Genomic DNA, 19073 nt, shown 5'->3' with positions numbered 1-19073 from the left:
AATCGACCCCCGCAGATCCATGGATCCCGAGGGTGAATTCTGATTAGGGTGGGCGCCGATCGTGCCCGGTTCGTGCCGGCCCATGCCGCCGCAACGCCGCGACGCCACAGACGACGGAGGATTCTTGGGCTTGTTCACGCGCCTGCGCACCGACCGACGCGCGACCGTCTCGACGTCGGTCGTCCTCGCCCTGTCCGCGGGGGTCGCCGTCACGGCACTGCTGTACGACGGCGAGGCCACGGCGGACGTCGACCTCGACGACTCGGGCGTGTGGGTCACCAAGCAGTCCGCCGGCCTCGTCGGCCGCTTCAACACCGAGGCCAAGGCGCTCGACGGCACGCTGCTGGCCGGGAGCGCCGACTTCGACGTGGACCAGCAGGCGAGCCAGGTGCTGGTGGACGACGCCGGGAGCGCCGCGGCCAACGTGGTCGACGTCGCGCGCCTGAAGTTCGGCTCCACCACGCAGCTGCCCTCGGGTGCGGAGTCGGCCTTGGGCGGCGGCCAGGTCGCGGTGGTCGACGACGAGGCGGGCGCGCTGTGGGTGGCGCCCGTCGACACCATGGCGACGCTCGACCTCGAGGAGGAGGACCCGACCGTCGAGCTGGACGGTGCGGCGCAGGTCGTGGTGTCGCAAGGGGGCACCACGTTCGCGGTGGTGCCGGGCCGGGACGTGCTGTGGACCGTCGAGCCGGGCGAGGAGCCGACGACGACGGACCTCGGCCTGCTCGACGAGGCCGACGACGTGGTCCTCACCGCCGTCGGCGACGAGCCGGTGATCCTCGACCGCACGGACGGCGAGCTGCGGCTGCCGAGCGGGGACGTCGTGGACGTCGCCGAGGCCCAGGAGGCACAGCTGCAGCAGGTGGGCGAGTCGTCGGACGCCGTCGCGTACGCGACGGCGAGCGCGCTGGTGCTGCAGCCGCTGGACGGCGGCGCGGCGACGCAGCGCCAGGCGTCCGGCTCGCCGGCGGCGCCGGTGCAGCTCGGGGGCTGCCTGTACGGGGCGTGGTCGAGCTCGGGCCAGATCGTGCGCGACTGCGACGGCACCGACAGGGACGTGGACGAGACCCTCCAGGGGATCGACCCGAGCACCGAGCTCGAGTACCGCACCAACCGCGACAACGTCGTCCTCAACGACCTCACGTCGGGCACGCTGTGGATGGCCCTGGACGAGTTCGAGAAGGTCGACGACTGGGACGTGCAGCTGCCCGAGCAGACGGAGGGTCAGGACGAGGACGCGGAGGACGCGAAGCCGGAGCTCGTCGACCAGACGGTCGTCGACCGGGAGAAGCAGGACCCGCCGCAGGCGAAGGACGACAGCTTCGGGGTCCGCCCCGGCCGGGCCACGGTGCTGGACGTGCTGTCGAACGACCTCGACCCGGACGGCGACGTCATCACCGCGAGCGTCGAGGGCGACCAGCCGGAGCCGGTCTCGGTGCAGCAGGTGCTGGGCGGCAAGGCCCTGCAGGCGGTCGCGCCGCCCGACGCCACCGGGGACGTGACGTTCCGGTACCAGGTGAGCGACGGGCGCGGCGGCACCGACCAGGCCGAGGTGAAGCTGCGGGTCGTGCCGCCCGAGGAGAACGCCGCCCCGGAGCAGTCGGGCGAGCCGGTGCTGCGGGTGGAGCAGGGCAAGACCTCGCGCATCAAGGTCCTGCCGTACTTCAAGGACCCGGACGGCGACGACGTCTACCTCGCGACGGCCGCGGCGACGGTGCAGGGCGACGAGGTGCGGTCGTACCCGGACGGCACGGTCGAGTTCCGCGACAACGGGTCGGCGACCGGGCGCAAGAAGGTGACGCTGACCGTGGGCGACGGGCAGGGCGAGGTCGTCGAGGGCACGCTGTGGGTGGACGTCCTGGGCGACGGCAACGAGCCGCCGGTCGCGGTCGGCGACCACGTGGAGGCGACCGCGGGCGAGCCGATCACGATCGAGCCGCTGAAGAACGACACGGACCCGAACGGCGACGAGCTGCGGCTCGCGTCGGTCAGCGAGGCGGCGCCGGCGGAGATCACGCCCAACTACGACGCGGGGACGTTCACGTTCCTCGCGCACGAGGCGAAGTCCTACGACGTGCTCTACCAGGTGTCGGACGGGCCCGAGGCCACGACCGGTGTGGTCCGCGTCGACGTGCAGGACCCGGAGAGTGCGCAGGGCGCGCCGGTCGTGGTCTCCGACACGGCGATGCTGCCGGCGGGCGGGTCGACGCTGGTGGACGTGCTCGCCAACGACACCGACCCGGCGGGCGGCGTGCTCGTGGTGCAGTCGGTGCGTGTGCCGGAGGACTCCGGCCTGAACGTCGCCGTGCTCGGTCACCAGACGCTGCGGATCAGCGAGACGCGCCGGCTGTCCGAGCCCGTCGTGCTGGAGTACACGGTCTCGAACGGGAGCGAGACGTCGACCGGCGAGGTGCGGGTGCTGCCGGTGCCGGCCCCCGACCGCCTGCAGCCGCCGAACGCCACGGCCGACGAGGTGACGGTCCGGGCGGGCGACTACGTGAACATCCCGGTGCTGGGCAACGACACGCACCCGGACGGGCTCGAGCTCACCCTGGACCCCGAGCTGGAGCAGTCGGCCGACCAGGCGCAGGGTGACCTCTTCGTCTCCGAGGACCGGCTGCGCTTCCGCGCCGGGAGCGAGCCGGGCACCGCGTACGCCATCTACTCCGTGCGCGACCCGAACGGGCAGGAGGACTCCGCCCAGGTGACGATCCACATCCGCGGGGGCGAGGAGAACGCGGCGCCCGTGCCCCGCGACGTCGACGCCCGGGTGCTGTCCGGCGGCACGGTGCGCGTCCCCGTGCCGCTGGACGGCATCGACCCGGACGGTGACTCGGTCCAGCTGACGGGCCTGGCCACCGGACCCACGCAGGGGCGCGCCGAGGTGGCGGACGGCTTCATCGACTACGAGGCGAGCGAGAACGCGAGCGGTGGCGACAGCTTCCGCTACACCGTCCAGGACGCGCGCGGCGAGGTGGCCACCGGCATGGTCCGGGTCGGCATCGCGCAGCCGCCCGCCACGAATCAGCCGCCCGTGGGTGCCGACGACGAGATCACCGTGCGCCCCGACCGACGGGTCGCGATCCCCGCGCTGGAGAACGACTCCGACCCGGACGGCGACCAGGTCGGGCTGGTCGCCGGTGCGCTGGAGGGCGACGACGACCTGGACGCGAAGGTGGCCGAGGACCGCATCGTCGTGCAGACGCCCTCCGAGGAGGGCACCTCCACGTTCTTCTACGCGATCGAGGACACGTACGGCGCACGCGGGAACGCGTCGGTGAGCGTCACGGTCGCCGCGGACGCCCCCCTGCTGCCGCCGGTCGCGCGGGACGACTCCGTCCCCGTCGCGGACCTCATGGGCAAGACCAGCGTCACCGTGCCGGTGCTCGACAACGACGAGGACCCGGACGGTGCGGCCGACGACCTCGCCGTGGACACGGACGCCTCGACGGCGACCGTGACTCCCGAGGGCGCCCTGGACGTGACGCTCACCGAGCAGCGCCAGGTCATCACCTACACGGTGACCGACATGGACGGGCAGCAGGCCAAGGCGTTCGTCGTCGTCCCTGGCCTCACCTCGATCGAGCCGATCCTCAAGCCGGGTCAGGCCCCGCTCGAGGTGCCGGCCGGCGAGCCGCTCGACATCGACATCGCCGAGCACGTGCTGGTCGTCGAGGGCCGCTCGCCGCGGTTCACCACGACCGACCAGGTCACCGCCGTGGACGGCCGGGTCGAGGTGACCGGGCAGACCACCATGACGTACACGCCGAACCCCGACCACGTGGGCCCGGCGTCGGTGACGTTCGAGGTCACCGACGGCGAGAGCCCCGACGACCCCGACGGCCACACCGCGGTGCTCACCCTGCCCGTCACGGTGCTGCCCCCGGACAACCTGCCGCCCGAGCCGGGCTCGCCGTCGGGCGAGGTCGCCGCGGGCGAGGAGAACGTGGTCGACCTCGGGCGCTTCGCGAAGGACCCGGACGACGACCCGCTGCGCTTCGAGCTCGGCGCGCTGCCGGAGGGCGTCGGGGGCACGGTGTCCGGGTCCCGCGTGACGCTGGAGGCGTCGCCGGACGTCGCCAAGGGGACCGTGCTGACCGTGCCGTACACGGTCACGGACGACGAGCACGCGCCGGTCGACGGCAAGCTGTCGGTCGAGGTCGTGGCCTCCACGCGCCCGCTCGCGCGGGCGGTCGACGACACGGTGGACGACGCCCACCAGGGCGAGGCGGTCTCCGTGCCCGTGCTGGCGAACGACTCCAACCCGTTCGAGGACCGGGGGCCGCTGGAGATCGTGGGCGACGCGATCCTCGAGACCGGCCGCGGGACCGCGACCGTGGACGGCGAGGATGTCGTCGTGACGCCGGACAAGGACTTCATCGGCACGATGGTGGTGCGCTACACCGTGCAGGACGCGACGAAGGACCCCGACCGCCAGGTCGAGGGCCGGGCCACCGTCAACGTGCTCGGCGCGCCCGACGCGCCGACGACCCCGCAGGTCGAGGAGGTCCGCTCGAAGACCGTCGTGCTGTCGTGGACGCCGCCGGCGAACAACGGCGCGGACATCACCGGGTACACGGTGACCTCGAGCCGCGGCGACACGTTCGAGTGCGAGACCACCACCTGCACGCTCGACGGGCTGACCAACAACGTCACCTACACGTTCACGGTGAAGGCGAACAACGACGTCGGCCCCTCGAAGGAGTCGCCGCCCTCGGCCGAGGCCCGGCCCGACGAGAAGCCCGACCCGCCCGCGGCGCCGCAGCTCGAGTTCGGGGACGGGAAGCTGACGGTGACGTGGAAGAACGCGTCGTACTCCGACCGCTCGGCGATCACGTCGTCGAACCTGGAGATCTCGCCCGCGCCCGGCAGCGGCGAGACGCAGAAGGTCGGCGTGACCTCCAACCGCGTGGTCTGGGAGGGGCTGACCAACGGCACCGCCTACAAGGTGCGGCTGCAGGCGGTCAACCAGGCGCCCGACCCGTCCGAGTGGGGAGCCTGGTCGGCCAGCGAGGTCCCGGCCGGCAAGCCGGACGCCCCCGCGGCGCCGAGCGCGTCGCGCGTCGACACCGCGCTGGGCGGGCAGGTGCACGTCACGTGGCGCGCGCCGGTCGACAACGGCGACACCGTCAAGAAGTACTTCGTGGACGTGTTCAAGAACGGGTCCAAGGTGGACACGCGGGCCGCCACGGGCACCTCGCTCGACCTGGAGGGGCTCGACAAGAAGGCGAGCTACTCGTTCGCCGTCGCGGGCCAGAACAAGGCGGGCAAGGGCCCGGCGAGCGCGCGGTCCAACGCGGTGAAGCCGTTCGGCAGGCCCGGCGCGCCCGGCACGCCGAAGGCGTCCGTGGACGGCACGAGCGGGCAGGCGAACGTCTCGTGGGGCGCGGCGAACGACAACGGCAACGCCGTGACGTACACCGTCGCGACCGACAAGGGCGGCAGCAAGAAGGTGACCGGCACGTCCACGAGCTACGGCGGCCTCAAGAACGGCACCAGCTACCGGTTCCGGGTGCAGGCGTGCAACGCCGCCGGCTGCTCGGGCTGGACGTCGTACTCCGGCGCCGTGAAGCCGTACGGGCCGGTGCCGACGCCGTCCGTGTCCGCCTCCGGCGGCAGCAACCAGGTGACGTTCAGCTGGTCGACCAGCACCAACGGCCGGTCGATCGACGTCAGCGTCACGGGCGCGGTGTCCAGCTCCGCGGGCAGCGGCAAGAAGACGGTCTCGGCCGACCCCGGGCAGTCGAAGCAGGTCTGCGTGAAGGTCCGGGACTCGGCGGGGCAGACGGCGTCGAAGTGCGCCAGCGACAAGGCGTTCGTGGCGGACGCCTGGGTCACCCGCGGCGCCTCGGCCCAGGGGCAGAAGGGGTGCTCCAGCTCGGACTGCGCGTACTTCGTCGTCAACACCAAGAACTTCAAGCCCGGCACGCACAGCGTGCAGTGCTACGGCGACGACGCGCAGGGGTGGAGCAACATCGTGGCGCCCGGGCACGCCTACGACGTCACGCTCTCGGAGCAGGGGAGCAAGCAGCTCAAGTGCTACTTCGGCTACGGCGGCCGCCAGGTGGCGGTCGTGATCGACGGGAAGGAGTACCGGCGAACGACCTGGTGACGGCCACGCGCCCGCCCGCCGGAAGGGACACGGGGGCGGCATGGGGACCTCTCCCCATGCGCTGACGTGAGATTCGTTGCCTCCAGCGGGTGAATTCTGGCTATCCTGTGCGAGCGATCCGACCTCTCCAGCCATCGACGGCCACGGGTGCGCACGCCCGCCCAGGAGGTCGTCACCACCATGGCACCGGGGGAATCTTGGGTCTGTTCACGCGCCTGCGCACCGACCGACGTGCGACCGTCTCGACGTCGGTCGTGCTCGCGCTGACCGCCGGCGTCGTGGTGACGGCACTGATGTACGAGGGCGAGGCCACGGCGGACGTCGACCTCAACGACTCCGGCGTGTGGGTGACGAAGCAGTCGGCGGGGCTGGTGGGCCGGTTCAGCACGGAGGCGAAGGCGCTCGACGGCACGCTGCTGGCGGGCAGCGCCGACTTCGACGTGGAGCAGCAGGCGAGCCAGGTGCTGGTGGACGACGGCGGGAGCAGCGCGGCGAACCTCGTCGACGTGGCCCGGCTCAAGTTCTCCTCGGCCACCGTCCTCCCCGCGGGGGCCGAGACCGCGATGGGCGGCGGCCGCGTCGCCGTGGTGGACGACGAGTCGGGCTCCCTGTGGGTCACCACGGTCGAGCGGCTCCCCGGCCTCGATACCGAGGAGGAGGACCCGACCCAGGACCTGGACGGTGCGGCGCAGGTCGTGGTGTCGCAGGGGGGCACCACGTTCGCGGTGGTGCCGAGCCGGGACGTGCTGTGGACGGTCGAGCCGGGCCAGGAGCCCGAGGTCACGGAGCTGGGCCTGCTCGACGGGGGCGACGACGTCGTCCTCACCGCGGTCGGCGACGACCCGGTGATCCTGAACCGCACCGACGGCGAGCTGCGGCTGCCCGGTGGCGAGACCGTGGACGTCGCGGACGCCCAGGGCGCCCGCCTGCAGCAGGTGGGCGAGTCGTCGGACGCCGTCGCCTACGCGACGTCGAGCGCCCTGGTGCTGCAGCCGCTGGACGGCGGCGCGGCGACGCAGCGCAAGGCGTCCGGGTCCGCCGGCGCGCCGGTGCAGCTCGGCGGCTGCCTCTACGGCGCCTGGTCGACGACCGGGCAGATCGTGCGCGACTGCGAGGGCACGGACCGTGACGTCGACCGTGTGCTCGAGGGCATCGACCAGAGCACGAAGCTCGAGTACCGCGTGAACCGCAACAACGTGGTCCTCAACGACCTCACGTCGGGCACGCTGTGGATGGCGCTCGACGAGTACGAGAAGGTCGACGACTGGGACGTCAAGCTCCCGGAGCAGGTCGAGGGCCAGGACGAGGACGCCGAGGACGCGAAGCCGGAGCTCGTCGACCAGACGGTCGTCGACCGGGAGAAGCAGGACCCGCCCAAGGCCCAGGACGACAGCTTCGGCGTGCGGCCCGGTCGCACGACCATCCTCGACGTCCTGTCGAACGACCTCGACCCGGACGGCGACGTCATCACCGCGAGCCTGGACGGCGACCAGCCGGACGCGTTCTCCGTCCAGCGGGTGCTGGGAGGCAAGGCGCTGCAGGCGGTGACGCCCGAGGACGCGAGCGGCGACGCCTCCTTCACCTACGACGTCACCGACGGGCGCGGCGGCCACGACCAGGCGACCGTGGACGTCGACGTGGTGCCGTGGAGCGAGAACCACGCCCCGGAGCAGTCGGGCGAGCCCGTGCTGCGGGTCCAGCAGGGCAAGAGCGCCCAGATCAAGGTCCTCCCGTTCTTCAAGGACCCGGACGGCGACGACGTCTACCTCGCGACCGCCGCGGCGACGGTGCAGGGCGACGAGGTGCGCGCCTACCCGGACGGCACGGTCGAGTTCCGCGACGGAGGCTCCGCCACCGGGCGCAAGAAGGTCACGCTCACGGTCGGCGACGGCCAGGGCGAGGTCGTCGAGGGCACGCTGTGGGTGGACGTCCTGGGCGACGGCAACGAGCCGCCCGTGGCCGTCGGCGACCACGTCGTGGTCACGGCCGGGCAGCCGGTGACGATCGAGCCGCTGAAGAACGACTCCGACCCCAACGGCGACGAGCTGCGGCTGACCAGCGTGAGCGACGCCGCGCCCGCCGAGATCACCCCCAACTACGACGCGGGGACGTTCACCTTCCTGGCCCAGGAGCCGAAGTCCTACGACGTGCTCTACCAGGTGTCGGACGGGCCCGAGGCCACGACCGGTGTGGTCCGCGTCGACGTGCAGGACCCGGAGAGTGCGCAGGGCGCGCCGGTCGTCGTCTCCGACACGGCGCTGCTGCCCGCGGGCGGGTCGACGCTGGTGGACGTGCTCGCCAACGACACCGACCCGGCGGGCGGCGTGCTCGTGGTGCAGTCGGTCGACGTGCCCGACGACTCCGGCGTCAGCGTCGCCGTGCTGGCGCACCAGATGCTGCGCGTCACCGAGACGAAGCGCATGTCCGAGCCCGTCACCCTCACGTACACCGTGTCGAACGGCACCGAGACGTCGACCGGCGAGGTGCGGGTGCTGCCCGTGCCCGCGCCCGACCGCCTGCAGCCGCCCAATGCCGCCGCCGACGAGGTCACGGTGCGGGCGGGTGACTACGTGAACATCCCGGTGCTGAAGAACGACACGCACCCGGACGGCCTGGAGCTGACCCTCGACCCGAAGCTCGAGCAGACGGTCGACGAGGGCCAGGGCGACCTCTTCGTCTCCGAGGACCGGCTGCGCTTCCGCGCCGGCTCGGAGGCCGGGACCGCGTACGCGATCTACACGGTGCGCGACCCGAACGGGCAGGAGGACTCCGCCCAGGTCACGATCCACATCCGCGGCGGGTCCGAGAACGCCGCCCCGGTGCCCCGCGACGTCGACGCGCGCGTGCTGTCCGGCGGCACGGTGCGCATCCCGGTGCCGCTGGACGGCATCGACCCCGACGGCGACTCGGTCCAGCTCACCGGCCTGGCCACCGGGCCGACGCAGGGCCGCGCCGAGGTCGTCGACGGGTACGTCGACTACGCGGCCGGCGAGAACGCGAGCGGGGCGGACACCTTCCGCTACACGGTGCAGGACGCGCGCGGCGAGGTCGCCACGGGCGTGGTCCGGGTCGGCATCGCGCAGCCGCCCGCCACCAACCAGCCGCCGGTCGCCGCCGACGACGAGGTCACGGTGCGCCCGGACCGGCGCGTGGCCGTGCCCGCGCTGGCGAACGACTCCGACCCCGACGGCGACCAGGTCGGCCTCGTGGCCGGCGCGCTGGAGGGCGACGAGGACCTCGACGCCGAGGTCGTCGAGGACCGCGTCGTCGTGCAGACGCCGTCCGACGAGGGCACCTACACGTTCTTCTACGCGATCGAGGACACGTACGCCGCGCGCGCCTCGGCGTCCGTGAGCGTCACCGTCGCGGCCGACGCGCCCCTGCTGCCGCCGGTCGCCCGGGACGACTCCGTGCCCGTGGCCGACCTGCTGGGCAAGACCAGCGTCACCGTGCCGGTGCTCGACAACGACGAGGACCCGGACGGCGCCGCCGACGACCTCACCGTCGAGACCGGGGCGACGACCGCGGCGGTCACGGAGGACGGCCAGCTCGAGGTCACGCTCACCGAGCGCCGCCAGGTCATCACGTACTCGGTCACCGACATGGACGGCCAGAGCGCGAAGGCGTTCGTCGTCGTGCCGGGGATGGAGTCCACCCAGCCGATCCTCAAGCCCGGCCAGGCGCCGCTCGAGGTCGCCGCGGGGGAGAAGCTCGACATCGACATCACCGAGCACGTGCTGGTGGTCGAGGGCCGCAGCCCGCGCCTCACCACGGCCGACCAGGTGACCGCCCTGGAGGGCGAGGTCGAGGTCACCGGCCAGACCACCATGTCCTACACCCCCCGCGACGACTACGACGGGCCCGCGTCGGTGACGTTCGAGGTCACCGACGGCGACGGCCCGGACGACCCGGAGGGCAGCACGGCGGTGCTGACGATGCCGATCACGGTGCTGCCGCCGGAGAACCTGCCGCCGGAGCCCGGCTCGCCGTCGGGCAAGGTCGCCGCGGGCGAGGAGAGCGTCGTCGACCTCGGCCGGTTCGCGAAGGACCCCGACAACGACGACCTGCGCTTCGAGCTCGGCGGGCTGCCCGAGGGGCTGTCGGCCACCATGTCCGGCACGCGGGTCACGCTCGAGGCCACGCCCTCGATCCCCAAGGGGAGCTCCTTCACCGTGCCGTACACGGTGACGGACGACGAGCACCCGCCGGTCGACGGCGAGCTCGCCGTCGACGTGGTCGCCTCCACGCGCCCGCTCGCGCGCGCCGTGGACGACGTCGTGGACGACGCCCACCAGGGCAAGGCCGTCTCGGTGCCGGTGCTCGCGAACGACTCCAACCCGTTCGCCGACCGGGGCCCGCTCGAGCTCGTCGGGCAGCCCGTCGTGGAGACGGGCCGCGGCGACGCGACGGCGGACGGCGACCAGGTCGTCGTCTCCCCGAAGGAGGACTTCGTCGGCACGATGGTGGTGCGCTACCTGGTGCAGGACGCCACCGAGGACCCGGACCGCCAGGTCGAGGGCCGCATCACCGTCAACGTGCTCGGCGCCCCGGAGGCGCCGTCGACGCCGGTGGTCGAGGAGGTCCGTTCCGGCACGGTCGTGCTGTCGTGGACCCCGCCGCAGAACAACGGCTCGGAGATCACGGGCTACACGGTGACGTCCAGCCAGGGCGACGAGTTCAGCTGCGCCGCCACCACGTGCACGCTGAAGCCGCTGACCAACAACGTCACGTACACGTTCACCGTGGTCGCCGAGAACGCGGTGGGGCCGTCCGACGCGTCGCCCGCCTCCGCCGAGGCGCGCCCGGACGAGAAGCCCGACCCGCCCGCCGCGCCGCAGCTCGAGTTCGGTGACGAGTCGCTCGAGGTCTCGTGGAAGAACGCGTCGTACACCGACCGGTCGCCGATCGAGTCGGTGAACCTGGAGATCTCACCCGCCCCCGCCAACGGGGAGGCGCAGAAGGTCGGCGTCACGGGCGAGCGGATCGTGTGGGAGGGCCTGACCAACGGCACCGCCTACAAGGTCCGGGTGCAGGCCGTGAACCAGGCGCCCGACCCGTCGGACTGGGGCGCGTGGTCGACGTCCATGGTGCCCGCGGGGCCGCCGGACGCCCCGGCCGCGCCGAGCGCGTCGCGGGTCGACACCGCGCTGGGCGGCCAGGTGCACGTCACGTGGAAGGCGCCGGCGAACAACGGCGACGCCGTCTCGGACTACCACGTCGCCGTGTTCAAGGGCGACTCGAAGGTGGAGTCCGCGACGACGTCGGCCACGTCGTACGACTTCGAGGGCCTCGACACCAAGTCGAGCTACTCGTTCACCGTCACCGCGGAGAACAAGGCCGGCAAGGGGGCGACCAGCCCGAGGTCGAACGCCGTCACGCCGTACGGCAAGCCGGGCACCCCGACAGGGGTCAAGGCGTCGGACAACAAGGGCGTGCCGTCGATCTCCTGGGGCGCCGCGGACCCCAACGGGTCGCCGATCTCCAGCTACACGGTGCGGGCGTCCAACGGCGCCACGAAGTCGGTGAGCGGTACCAACACCCAGTTCACCGGGCTGCCGGACGGGAACACCTACACCTTCACGGTCACGGCCCACAACGCCGCGGGCGCGTCGAGCGCGAGCGCGGCGTCCAACGGGGTCAAGGCCTACCGGGTCCCGTCCGCGCCGAGCGTGCGCTGGACGAAGACGTCGGCGACGGACGGCTACTTCACCGTGAGCGGCCCGGGCAGCTGGAACGGCGACTCCGGGACGGTGAAGTGGACCCTCTCCGGGTCCCAGAAGGGCTCGGGCAGCGGCACCGGGCGGGTCAACGTCAACGGGGGGTACTCGAAGTCGTACTCCGTGAGCGTGCAGGCCTGCAACAGCGCCGGGTGTTCCAGCGACTCCGCGAGCGGGAGCACCGAGGCGGAGCCGAAGCCGACGCTGACGCTCGAGCGCGGCTCGACCGCGGTCGGCGAGACCCAGTACGGGGATTGCTTCAGCGACGGCTGCGCGTACCTGCGGATCACGATCCGCGACGCGAAGCCGAACCAGCAGTTCAAGTACAACTGCATCTCCGACGGCCGGAAGTTCAACACGGCCGGGACCAACTGGAAGCGGGCCGGGGTCACGAGCACGGACGGCAACGGCAACGCAGGCCCGCGCGACCTGTGGTGCTACACGGGCACCACGGGCACCGTCTGGGTCACCACCAGTGACGGTCTCAACCTCACCAGCAACAAGGTCGACTGGTGGTAGTCGCGGGTAACAAACGGCCGCCCCGGGGCTCTTGGACATCGAGCCACGCGAGCCTCCTGGACAACGAGCAGACCGCGCCACCGGCGCACACCGAACGGACGGGAACGACGAGATGAGCACCATGACCCCCGAGCAGGCCTCCTGGTTTGCGCAGACGTTCGACCGCATCGTCGGCAACGTGGCGCGCGCCGTCCTGGGCAAGGACGACCAGATCCGCCTCGCGCTGACGTGCATGCTGGCCGAGGGCCACCTGCTGCTCGAGGACGCCCCGGGCACGGGCAAGACGATGCTGGCCCGTGCGATGGCCGCGAGCGTGCAGGGCACCAACCACCGCATCCAGTTCACGCCCGACCTGCTGCCGTCGGACGTCACGGGCGTCACGATCTACGACCAGAAGACCGGCACGTTCGAGTTCCACGAGGGCCCCGTCTTCGCGAACATCGTGCTCGCGGACGAGATCAACCGCGCCTCGCCGAAGACGCAGTCCGCGCTCCTGGAGGTCATGGAGGAGGCGCGCGTCACGGTCGACGGCGTGCCGCACCCGGTGGGCGCGCCGTTCATGGTGGTGGCCACGCAGAACCCGATCGAGCAGGCCGGCACGTACAAGCTCCCCGAGGCCCAGCTCGACCGCTTCCTCATGAAGACGTCGATCGGCTACCCGGACCTCACCTCGACCGTCGAGATCCTCGCCGGGTCGGCCGTGCGCGACCGCAGCGCCGCGCTGCAGCCCGTCATCACCGGCCAGGCCGTCGTCGACATGGCGGCCCTCGCGGCCTCCACCCACGTCGACCCGGCGGTGCTCGAGTACGTCTCCCGCCTGGCGCAGGAGTCGCGCGAGGCCGCCGACGTGCACGTCGGGGTGTCCGTGCGAGGCGCGCTCGCCCTCGTGCGCTGCATGAAGGTCTGGGCCGCCGCGCACGGGCGCAACTACGTCCTGCCGGACGACGTCAAGGACCTCGTGCAGCCGGTGTGGGCCCACCGCCTCGTGCTCGACGCCGAGGCCGAGTTCGCGGGCGCCACCGCCGACGGGACCATCTCGCGCCTGCTCACCGACGTGCCCGCGCCGCAGGAACGCCGGACCGCCTGACCGCTCGAACGCCCTACCGGAGCGCATCCTCATGACCACGACCACCGAGCGCGAGAACGCGCCCGACGCCGCACCCGAGGCCGCCGCGCCCGAGGCGGCCCAGGACGACGCCGCGCCCGCACCGGCCGCGACGCCGCGGCGCCGGCTGCGCCGCGTGCTCTCCGACGCCAGGAGCGCGGCCGGCGAGGCCGTCGGCGCCGGGCTCGTGCACGCCTGGGCGCGCCTCGCCCCGGTGGTGGGGGTGGTGTCCCCGTTCGGCTGGGCCGTGCTGGTGCTCGCCGCCGCGGCGTGGTGGGCCGGGCTCGTCCTGCGCTGGCAGGAGTCCACGATCGTCGCCGTCACGACGACGGTCGCCCTGCTGGGCGCGGTGGTCTTCGTGCTGGGCCGGCTGCGGTACACGGTCGTGCTCGACGTCGCGTCGCGCCGGGTCGTCGTCGGCGACCGGGCCGTCGGCCGGCTCGTGGTGCGCAACGACTCGTCCCGCACCATGCTGCCGGCGGTCATGGAGCTCCAGGTGGGGCAGGGCATCGCCTCGTTCCCGCTGCCGCGCCTGCGGCCGGAGGGCGAGCACGAGGAGCTCTTCGCCGTGCCGACCCACCGCCGCGCCGTCATCCCCATCGGCCCGGTGCGCTCGGTGCGCGCCGACCCGCTGGGCATGCTGCGGCGCGAGCTGACGTGGACGGAGCCGGAGGAGCTCTTCGTGCACCCGCGCACGCTGCCGCTGTCGGGCTCGTCCACCGGTCTGCTGCACGACCTCGAGGGCCGCGTGACCCCCGACATCTCCGACTCGGACGTGTCGTTCCACGCGCTGCGCGACTACGTGCCCGGCGACGACCGCCGGCACATCCACTGGAAGTCCACGGCCCGCACCGGCCAGCTCATGGTCCGCCAGTTCGAGGAGACGCGTCGATCGCGCCTCGCCGTCATCCTGTCGACGCGCGAGGAGGACTACGCCGACCCCGACGAGTTCGAGCTCGCGGTCTCCGCGTGCGGCTCGCTCGGCCTCCAGGCCATCCGCGAGGACGGCGGCCTTGCCGTGCTCGTGCCGCAGGGCCGGGTGCGCGGCGACCACCGCACCCGCCTGCTGGACGACCTGACCCGCCTCGAGCTCGCGCCCGCGCGCCGGAGCCTGGCGGAGATCGCCCGGGTCGCCTCGGCGACCGTCACCGACGCGTCGGTCGTGGTGCTCGCCGTCGGCAGCACGGTGTCGCCCACCGACCTGCGTGCCGCGGCCGTGCGGCTGCCCGTCGACGCGCGCCTCGTGGCCATGCGCTGCTCGCCGGGCAGCTCGGTGAGCCGCGGCCGCGTCGCCGACATGCAGGTGCTGACGCTCGGCGAGCTCGCTGACCTGCCGAACGCCCTGCGGAGGACGAATGACTGACTCCCGCGCCCCGGAGCCCAGCCCGGCCGACGCGACGCACGCCGCGCACCCCGGGCACACGGGGAGCACCGGCACCGGGCACACCGGCCGTACCGGCGGCACGTCGCGCACGTCCGTGCGCGCGGGGACGACCCGGGCCAAGGGCCGCCCCTCGGGGCGGCCGCGCGCGGTGACCGTCGCCGGGCTGGTGGACGGCCTGGTGCTCGCGGCGCTGCTCGGCGCCGTCGTCGTCGGCTTCGCGCCCGCGTGGGGGACCACGGGCTACCTGCTGCCCGCCGCGGGCGGCGCGCTGGTCGGCCTGCTCGTCGCGTGGCTGGGCGCGTGGCTGCGCTGGTCGGTGCTGCTCACGGCGGCGGCGGCCGTCCTCGCGTACTTCCTGCTCGGCGGCGTGCTGGCGCTGCCGGGCACGACGCTCGCGGGCGTGCTGCCGACGGGCACCACGCTGTCCGAGCTCGCCGTGGGCGCCTCGCACGGGTGGAAGTCGTTCGTCACGACCGTCCCGCCCCTGGCCTCCTTCGAGGAGCTGGCGGTCGTCCCGTACCTGCTGATGCTGCTCACCGGGCTGCTCGCCGGCACGATCGCCTGGCGGTCGCGGTTCGCGGCGTGGGCGCTGCTGCCCGTGGTGGTGTCGCTGGCGGCCGTGGCGCTGCTCGGCACGATCGTCCCGGCCCTGCCGCTGGTGCAGGGCCTGGTCGTCGCCGTCGTGGGCCTCCTGTGGGCGTCGTGGCGTGCCGCGGAGACCCGGATGGGCGCGAACAAGCTGCTGTCGGAGGCGAGCCGGTCCGCGACGCGGCGCCTGCGCGCGCAGCGGGTGCGCGGCGGCGCGGTGCTGCTCGGGGTCGGCGGTCTCGCCGCGGTCCTCGTGTCCCCGCTGCTCGGGCAGGGGGAGCGGGTCGTGCTGCGCGAGCTGGTCACCCCGCCCCTGGACCTGCACCAGTACACGAGCCCGCTGGTCGGGTTCCGCACGTACACCAAGGACCTCGACGAGACGGAGCTGTTCACCGTCGAGGGCATGCCGGAGGGGTCGCGCGTGCGGCTCGCGACGCTCGACTCGTACGCGGGCACGGTCTACGACGCGAGCTCCGGCGGCGCCTCGGGCGTGTTCAACCGCGCGGGGGAGACCATCGACACGGTCGCCGCCGGTACCGCCACGCCCCTGACGGTCACCGTCACCGGCTACTCCGGCGTCTGGCTGCCCGACGTCGGCGAGCTCGCGGGCGTCCGGTTCGGCGGGGAGCGGGCGGACGAGCTCGCCGCGTCCACCTACTACAACGCGACCTCCGGCACGGGCGTCGTCACCGCGGGCCTCGCCCCGGGCGACTCGTACGAGCTGGACGCGATCGTCGCGCCGGAGCCGGCCGAGGAGGACCTGGCCTCGGTGCCGATCCTCGACGTCGACGTGCCGCAGCCGCAGGACGTGGCCGACGCCGTGCCGTCGAAGGCGCAGCAGTTCTCGGCCGACGCCACCGAACCGTTCGAGCGGCTCGTCAACATCCGCGACACGCTGATCGCCACCGGCGTGTACTCGAGCGGCCTGGAGAACCAGCCGCCGTCCCGGCCGGGGCACTCCGCCGCGCGCATCGACGCGCTGCTCGCCCAGGACGAGATGGTCGGGGACGACGAGCAGTTCGCCGTCGCGTTCTCCCTCATGGCGCAGCAGGCGGGGATCCCGGCCCGCGTCGTCATGGGCTTCTACCCCGAGGAGGACGCCTGGAAGCCCGGCACGCCGTACACCGTGACGGGTGCCGACGTGCACGCCTGGGTCGAGGTGCCGTTCGAGGGCTACGGCTGGGTGCCGTTCGACGTCATCCCGGACGAGGACAACAAGGTGGAGCCGCTGCCGCGCTCCAAGCAGGTGCCCAAGCCGCCGGTGCTCGAGTCCCCGGAGACGCCGGAGGAGCCGCCGCAGGCCGAGGCCGGCGACGTCGAGGACGAGGACCAGGACGAGGACTCCGAGGGGATCGACTGGCGCCAGGTCGCGATCATCGTGTTCACGGTGGCCGTGCCGCTCGCCATCCTCGGGCTGCCGATCCTGCTGCTCCTGCTGTTCAAGTCCCGTCGTCGTGGCCGTCGCCGGGCCGCCCCCGCCCCCGTGGACCGGGTCAGCGGCGGCTGGCGGGAGGTCGTCGACGTCGCGACCGACCTCGGCGCGGGGGTGCCGCGGGGCGCCACCCGGCGCGAGGGCGCCCGCCTGCTGGTGGACCAGCTGCCGTCGGCCGCGACGCCCACCACGACGGGGCTGGCGCACCGGGCCGACCGGACCGTCTTCGGCTCCGGCGAGCCCACCGACGCGGAGGTCGAGGAGTACTGGGCCGAGGTCGACTCGCTGGTCGGCACCCTGCACGAGGGGCTGCCGTGGCGAAAGCGGATGGCCGCGAGGCTCTCGCTGCGCTCGGTGCGCGGCGCCGACGCCCCGCCGCTGCGGGCCGTCGTCACCGGGTGGTTCCGGTCCGCCGTGGCGGCGCTCGGCGCGGCCGGACGCCGCGTGCTCCGGCCGCTGCATGACAGGATGGCGCGCGCGCGGCGCCGCAAGGGGCGCGCGGGAGACGCCGGGCCGGGCACTGGACCAGGGGCTGGACCAGGTGCTGGACCAGGGGCTGGACGAAGGGCCGGGCGACGAGCGCGGCGGCAGGAGGACCGATGACCACGACCTGCGGCGCCTGCGGCGCCTCCGAGCAGACCGGGGCGTTCTGCGCCGTGTGCGGCACGCCCACGGTGGCGACCTCGCGCCGGGGGGACCTGAGCCCCCAGCTGGCGATGACCACCGAGCCGGAGATGCGCGAGAGCACCCGGCGGGCGTCGGCGCAGATGCTGCGCGCGGCGAGCGACGCGGCCACGGCCGCGCCCCCGACGGCGCCCCTGGCCGGCGTCGGCCGGCGGGCGGGGGCCTACGTCCTCGACCTGCTCGCCGTCTCCCTGGTGGCCGGCGCCGTCGGCCTCGTGGTCGCGCTGACCACGGGCGTCTTCGACGCGATGGCGGCCGTCGGCGAGGCGTCGACGGCCATGGGCGCGTCGGCCGCCGCGAGCGAGGCGTTCGCGGCGCTCGGCACGGTCTACGGGGCGATGGGCCTCGTGAGCCTGCTCGGCTGGGTCGGGCTCGGCCTGGCGGACGGGCTCACCGGCCGCACCCTCGGCAACCGGCTGCTCGGCATCCGCACCGACGCCGCCGACCCGGCGCTCGGCACCGACGCCCCTGTCGGCGCGGGCCGCGGGCTGCTGCGCTGGCTCGTGCTGGCGCTGTGCGGGGTGCTGCCCCTGATCGGCACCGTGCTCGTGCTGGTGTCGCCGACCTTCGACTCCTCGGGGCGTCGTCAGGGCTGGCACGACAAGGCCGCCCGCAGCGTGGTCCGCGACGTGCGCGGCGCGCCCCCGCGCAGCTTCGCCCCCGCGTCGGGCGGCGTGCGTCCCGCGGCGCCGGAGGAGGGGTCGTCCGCGGCCCCCGCCGAGGCCGGGTCGGCCGCCGTCGAGGACCCGTGGTCGTTCCCGGCCGCGGAGCGCGGCACCGGCGGCATCATCACCGGGGTGCCCGGCGCGCCGGGCACCGGGGCCGCGCCGGCCGACGCGCGGCCCGCCGACGCCGCGGTCGAGTCCCACACCGTCCACCGCGCGGCCGTCGCGCCGGGCGCGCAACCGACGCCGGCCGTCGACCCCACCGTCGACCCCGCCGTCGATCAGGGTGCGCCGACCGTGCCCGTCGCGCAGCAGCCGCCCGTCCAGCCGGCCCCGGTGCAGCCGGCACCTGTGCAGCCGGCTCCTGTGCAGCAGGCCCCGGTGCCGCCGGTCGCCCCGGTCCAGCCGGCCGCGGCCCCGGCCGCCGAGAGCCCGGCGGAGGCCGAGGACTTCGAGGACATCGAGGCCACGCGGTTCAGCGTGTCGTCGCGCCGCGCCGCCGGCGACGGTTCCGCCCCGCCGCGGATCGTGGTCGAGGTCGACCCCGGGCGGCGCGTCACCGTGGCGAGCCGCATGCTCGTGGGCCGCAACCCGCAGCAGGACGCCGGCGCGCCCGCGATGCCGCTGCGGCTCGAGGACACGACGCGGTCGGTCTCCAAGACGCACCTGGAGCTGCTGCCCGAGTCGGACGGCCTGCGCGTGACCGACCTCGGCAGCACCAACGGCAGCGCCGTCATCGCCCCCGACGGGACGGTGCACGAGCTCGTCGCCGGCACGCCCGCGCGGGTCACGGCCGGCTGGACGGTGCAGGCCGGCGCCCGGCGGCTCCTCGTCGTCGGCCCGGACGGCGCATGAGCGAGGGAGCGG

At 73.8% G+C, this 19073-nt stretch carries 6 protein-coding genes; all 6 read left to right on the top strand.

Annotated elements, in window-relative coordinates; all coding sequences use genetic code 11:
• Window positions 1-130 precede the first annotated feature (130 nt).
• The 6 genes from IEW03_RS18260 to IEW03_RS18235 all read left to right on the top strand — a co-directional run bounded on the left by IEW03_RS18260 (window position 131) and on the right by IEW03_RS18235 (window position 19061).
• Window positions 131-6112: an Ig-like domain-containing protein gene (locus tag IEW03_RS18260; protein ID WP_229738424.1), complete on the top strand. Its 5982-nt coding sequence runs from the start codon at window positions 131-133 to the stop codon at window positions 6110-6112.
• Window positions 6113-6309: 197 nt separating this feature from the next.
• Window positions 6310-12348, top strand: a complete 6039-nt coding sequence (locus IEW03_RS18255; RefSeq protein ID WP_229738423.1) for an Ig-like domain-containing protein — start codon at window positions 6310-6312, stop codon at window positions 12346-12348.
• A gap of 112 nt (window positions 12349-12460) precedes the next feature.
• A complete protein-coding gene (locus IEW03_RS18250) occupies window positions 12461-13435 on the top strand; it encodes an AAA family ATPase (RefSeq protein ID WP_188525146.1) in 975 nt (324 codons plus the stop codon).
• A gap of 31 nt (window positions 13436-13466) precedes the next feature.
• Window positions 13467-14816, top strand: a complete 1350-nt coding sequence (locus tag IEW03_RS18245) for a DUF58 domain-containing protein (RefSeq protein WP_188525145.1) — start codon at window positions 13467-13469, stop codon at window positions 14814-14816.
• Window positions 14809-17460: a transglutaminase-like domain-containing protein gene (locus IEW03_RS18240; protein WP_188525144.1), complete on the top strand. Its 2652-nt coding sequence runs from the start codon at window positions 14809-14811 to the stop codon at window positions 17458-17460. The genes IEW03_RS18245 and IEW03_RS18240 overlap by 8 nt, the downstream gene beginning before the upstream one ends.
• Entirely contained in the window at window positions 17457-19061 is a 1605-nt protein-coding gene (locus tag IEW03_RS18235; RefSeq protein WP_188525143.1) for an RDD family protein, read from the top strand. The genes IEW03_RS18240 and IEW03_RS18235 overlap by 4 nt, the downstream gene beginning before the upstream one ends.
• Window positions 19062-19073 lie beyond the last annotated feature (12 nt).

Origin of the sequence: Isoptericola cucumis, from assembly GCF_014635665.1 — a bacterium.
Classification (GTDB): Bacteria; Actinomycetota; Actinomycetes; order Actinomycetales; family Cellulomonadaceae; genus Isoptericola; species Isoptericola cucumis.
Note: the sequence above shows the minus strand (reverse complement) of the source record. Positions and strands in the feature narration are given on the sequence as shown.

Coding starts and splice junctions, on each gene's coding strand:
- IEW03_RS18250 (WP_188525146.1), top strand. CDS start 12,461: ATGAGCACCATGACCCCCGAGCAGGCCTCCTGGTTTGCGCAGACGTTC.
- IEW03_RS18245 (WP_188525145.1), top strand. CDS start 13,467: ATGACCACGACCACCGAGCGCGAGAACGCGCCCGACGCCGCACCCGAG.
- IEW03_RS18240 (WP_188525144.1), top strand. CDS start 14,809: ATGACTGACTCCCGCGCCCCGGAGCCCAGCCCGGCCGACGCGACGCAC.
- IEW03_RS18235 (WP_188525143.1), top strand. CDS start 17,457: ATGACCACGACCTGCGGCGCCTGCGGCGCCTCCGAGCAGACCGGGGCG.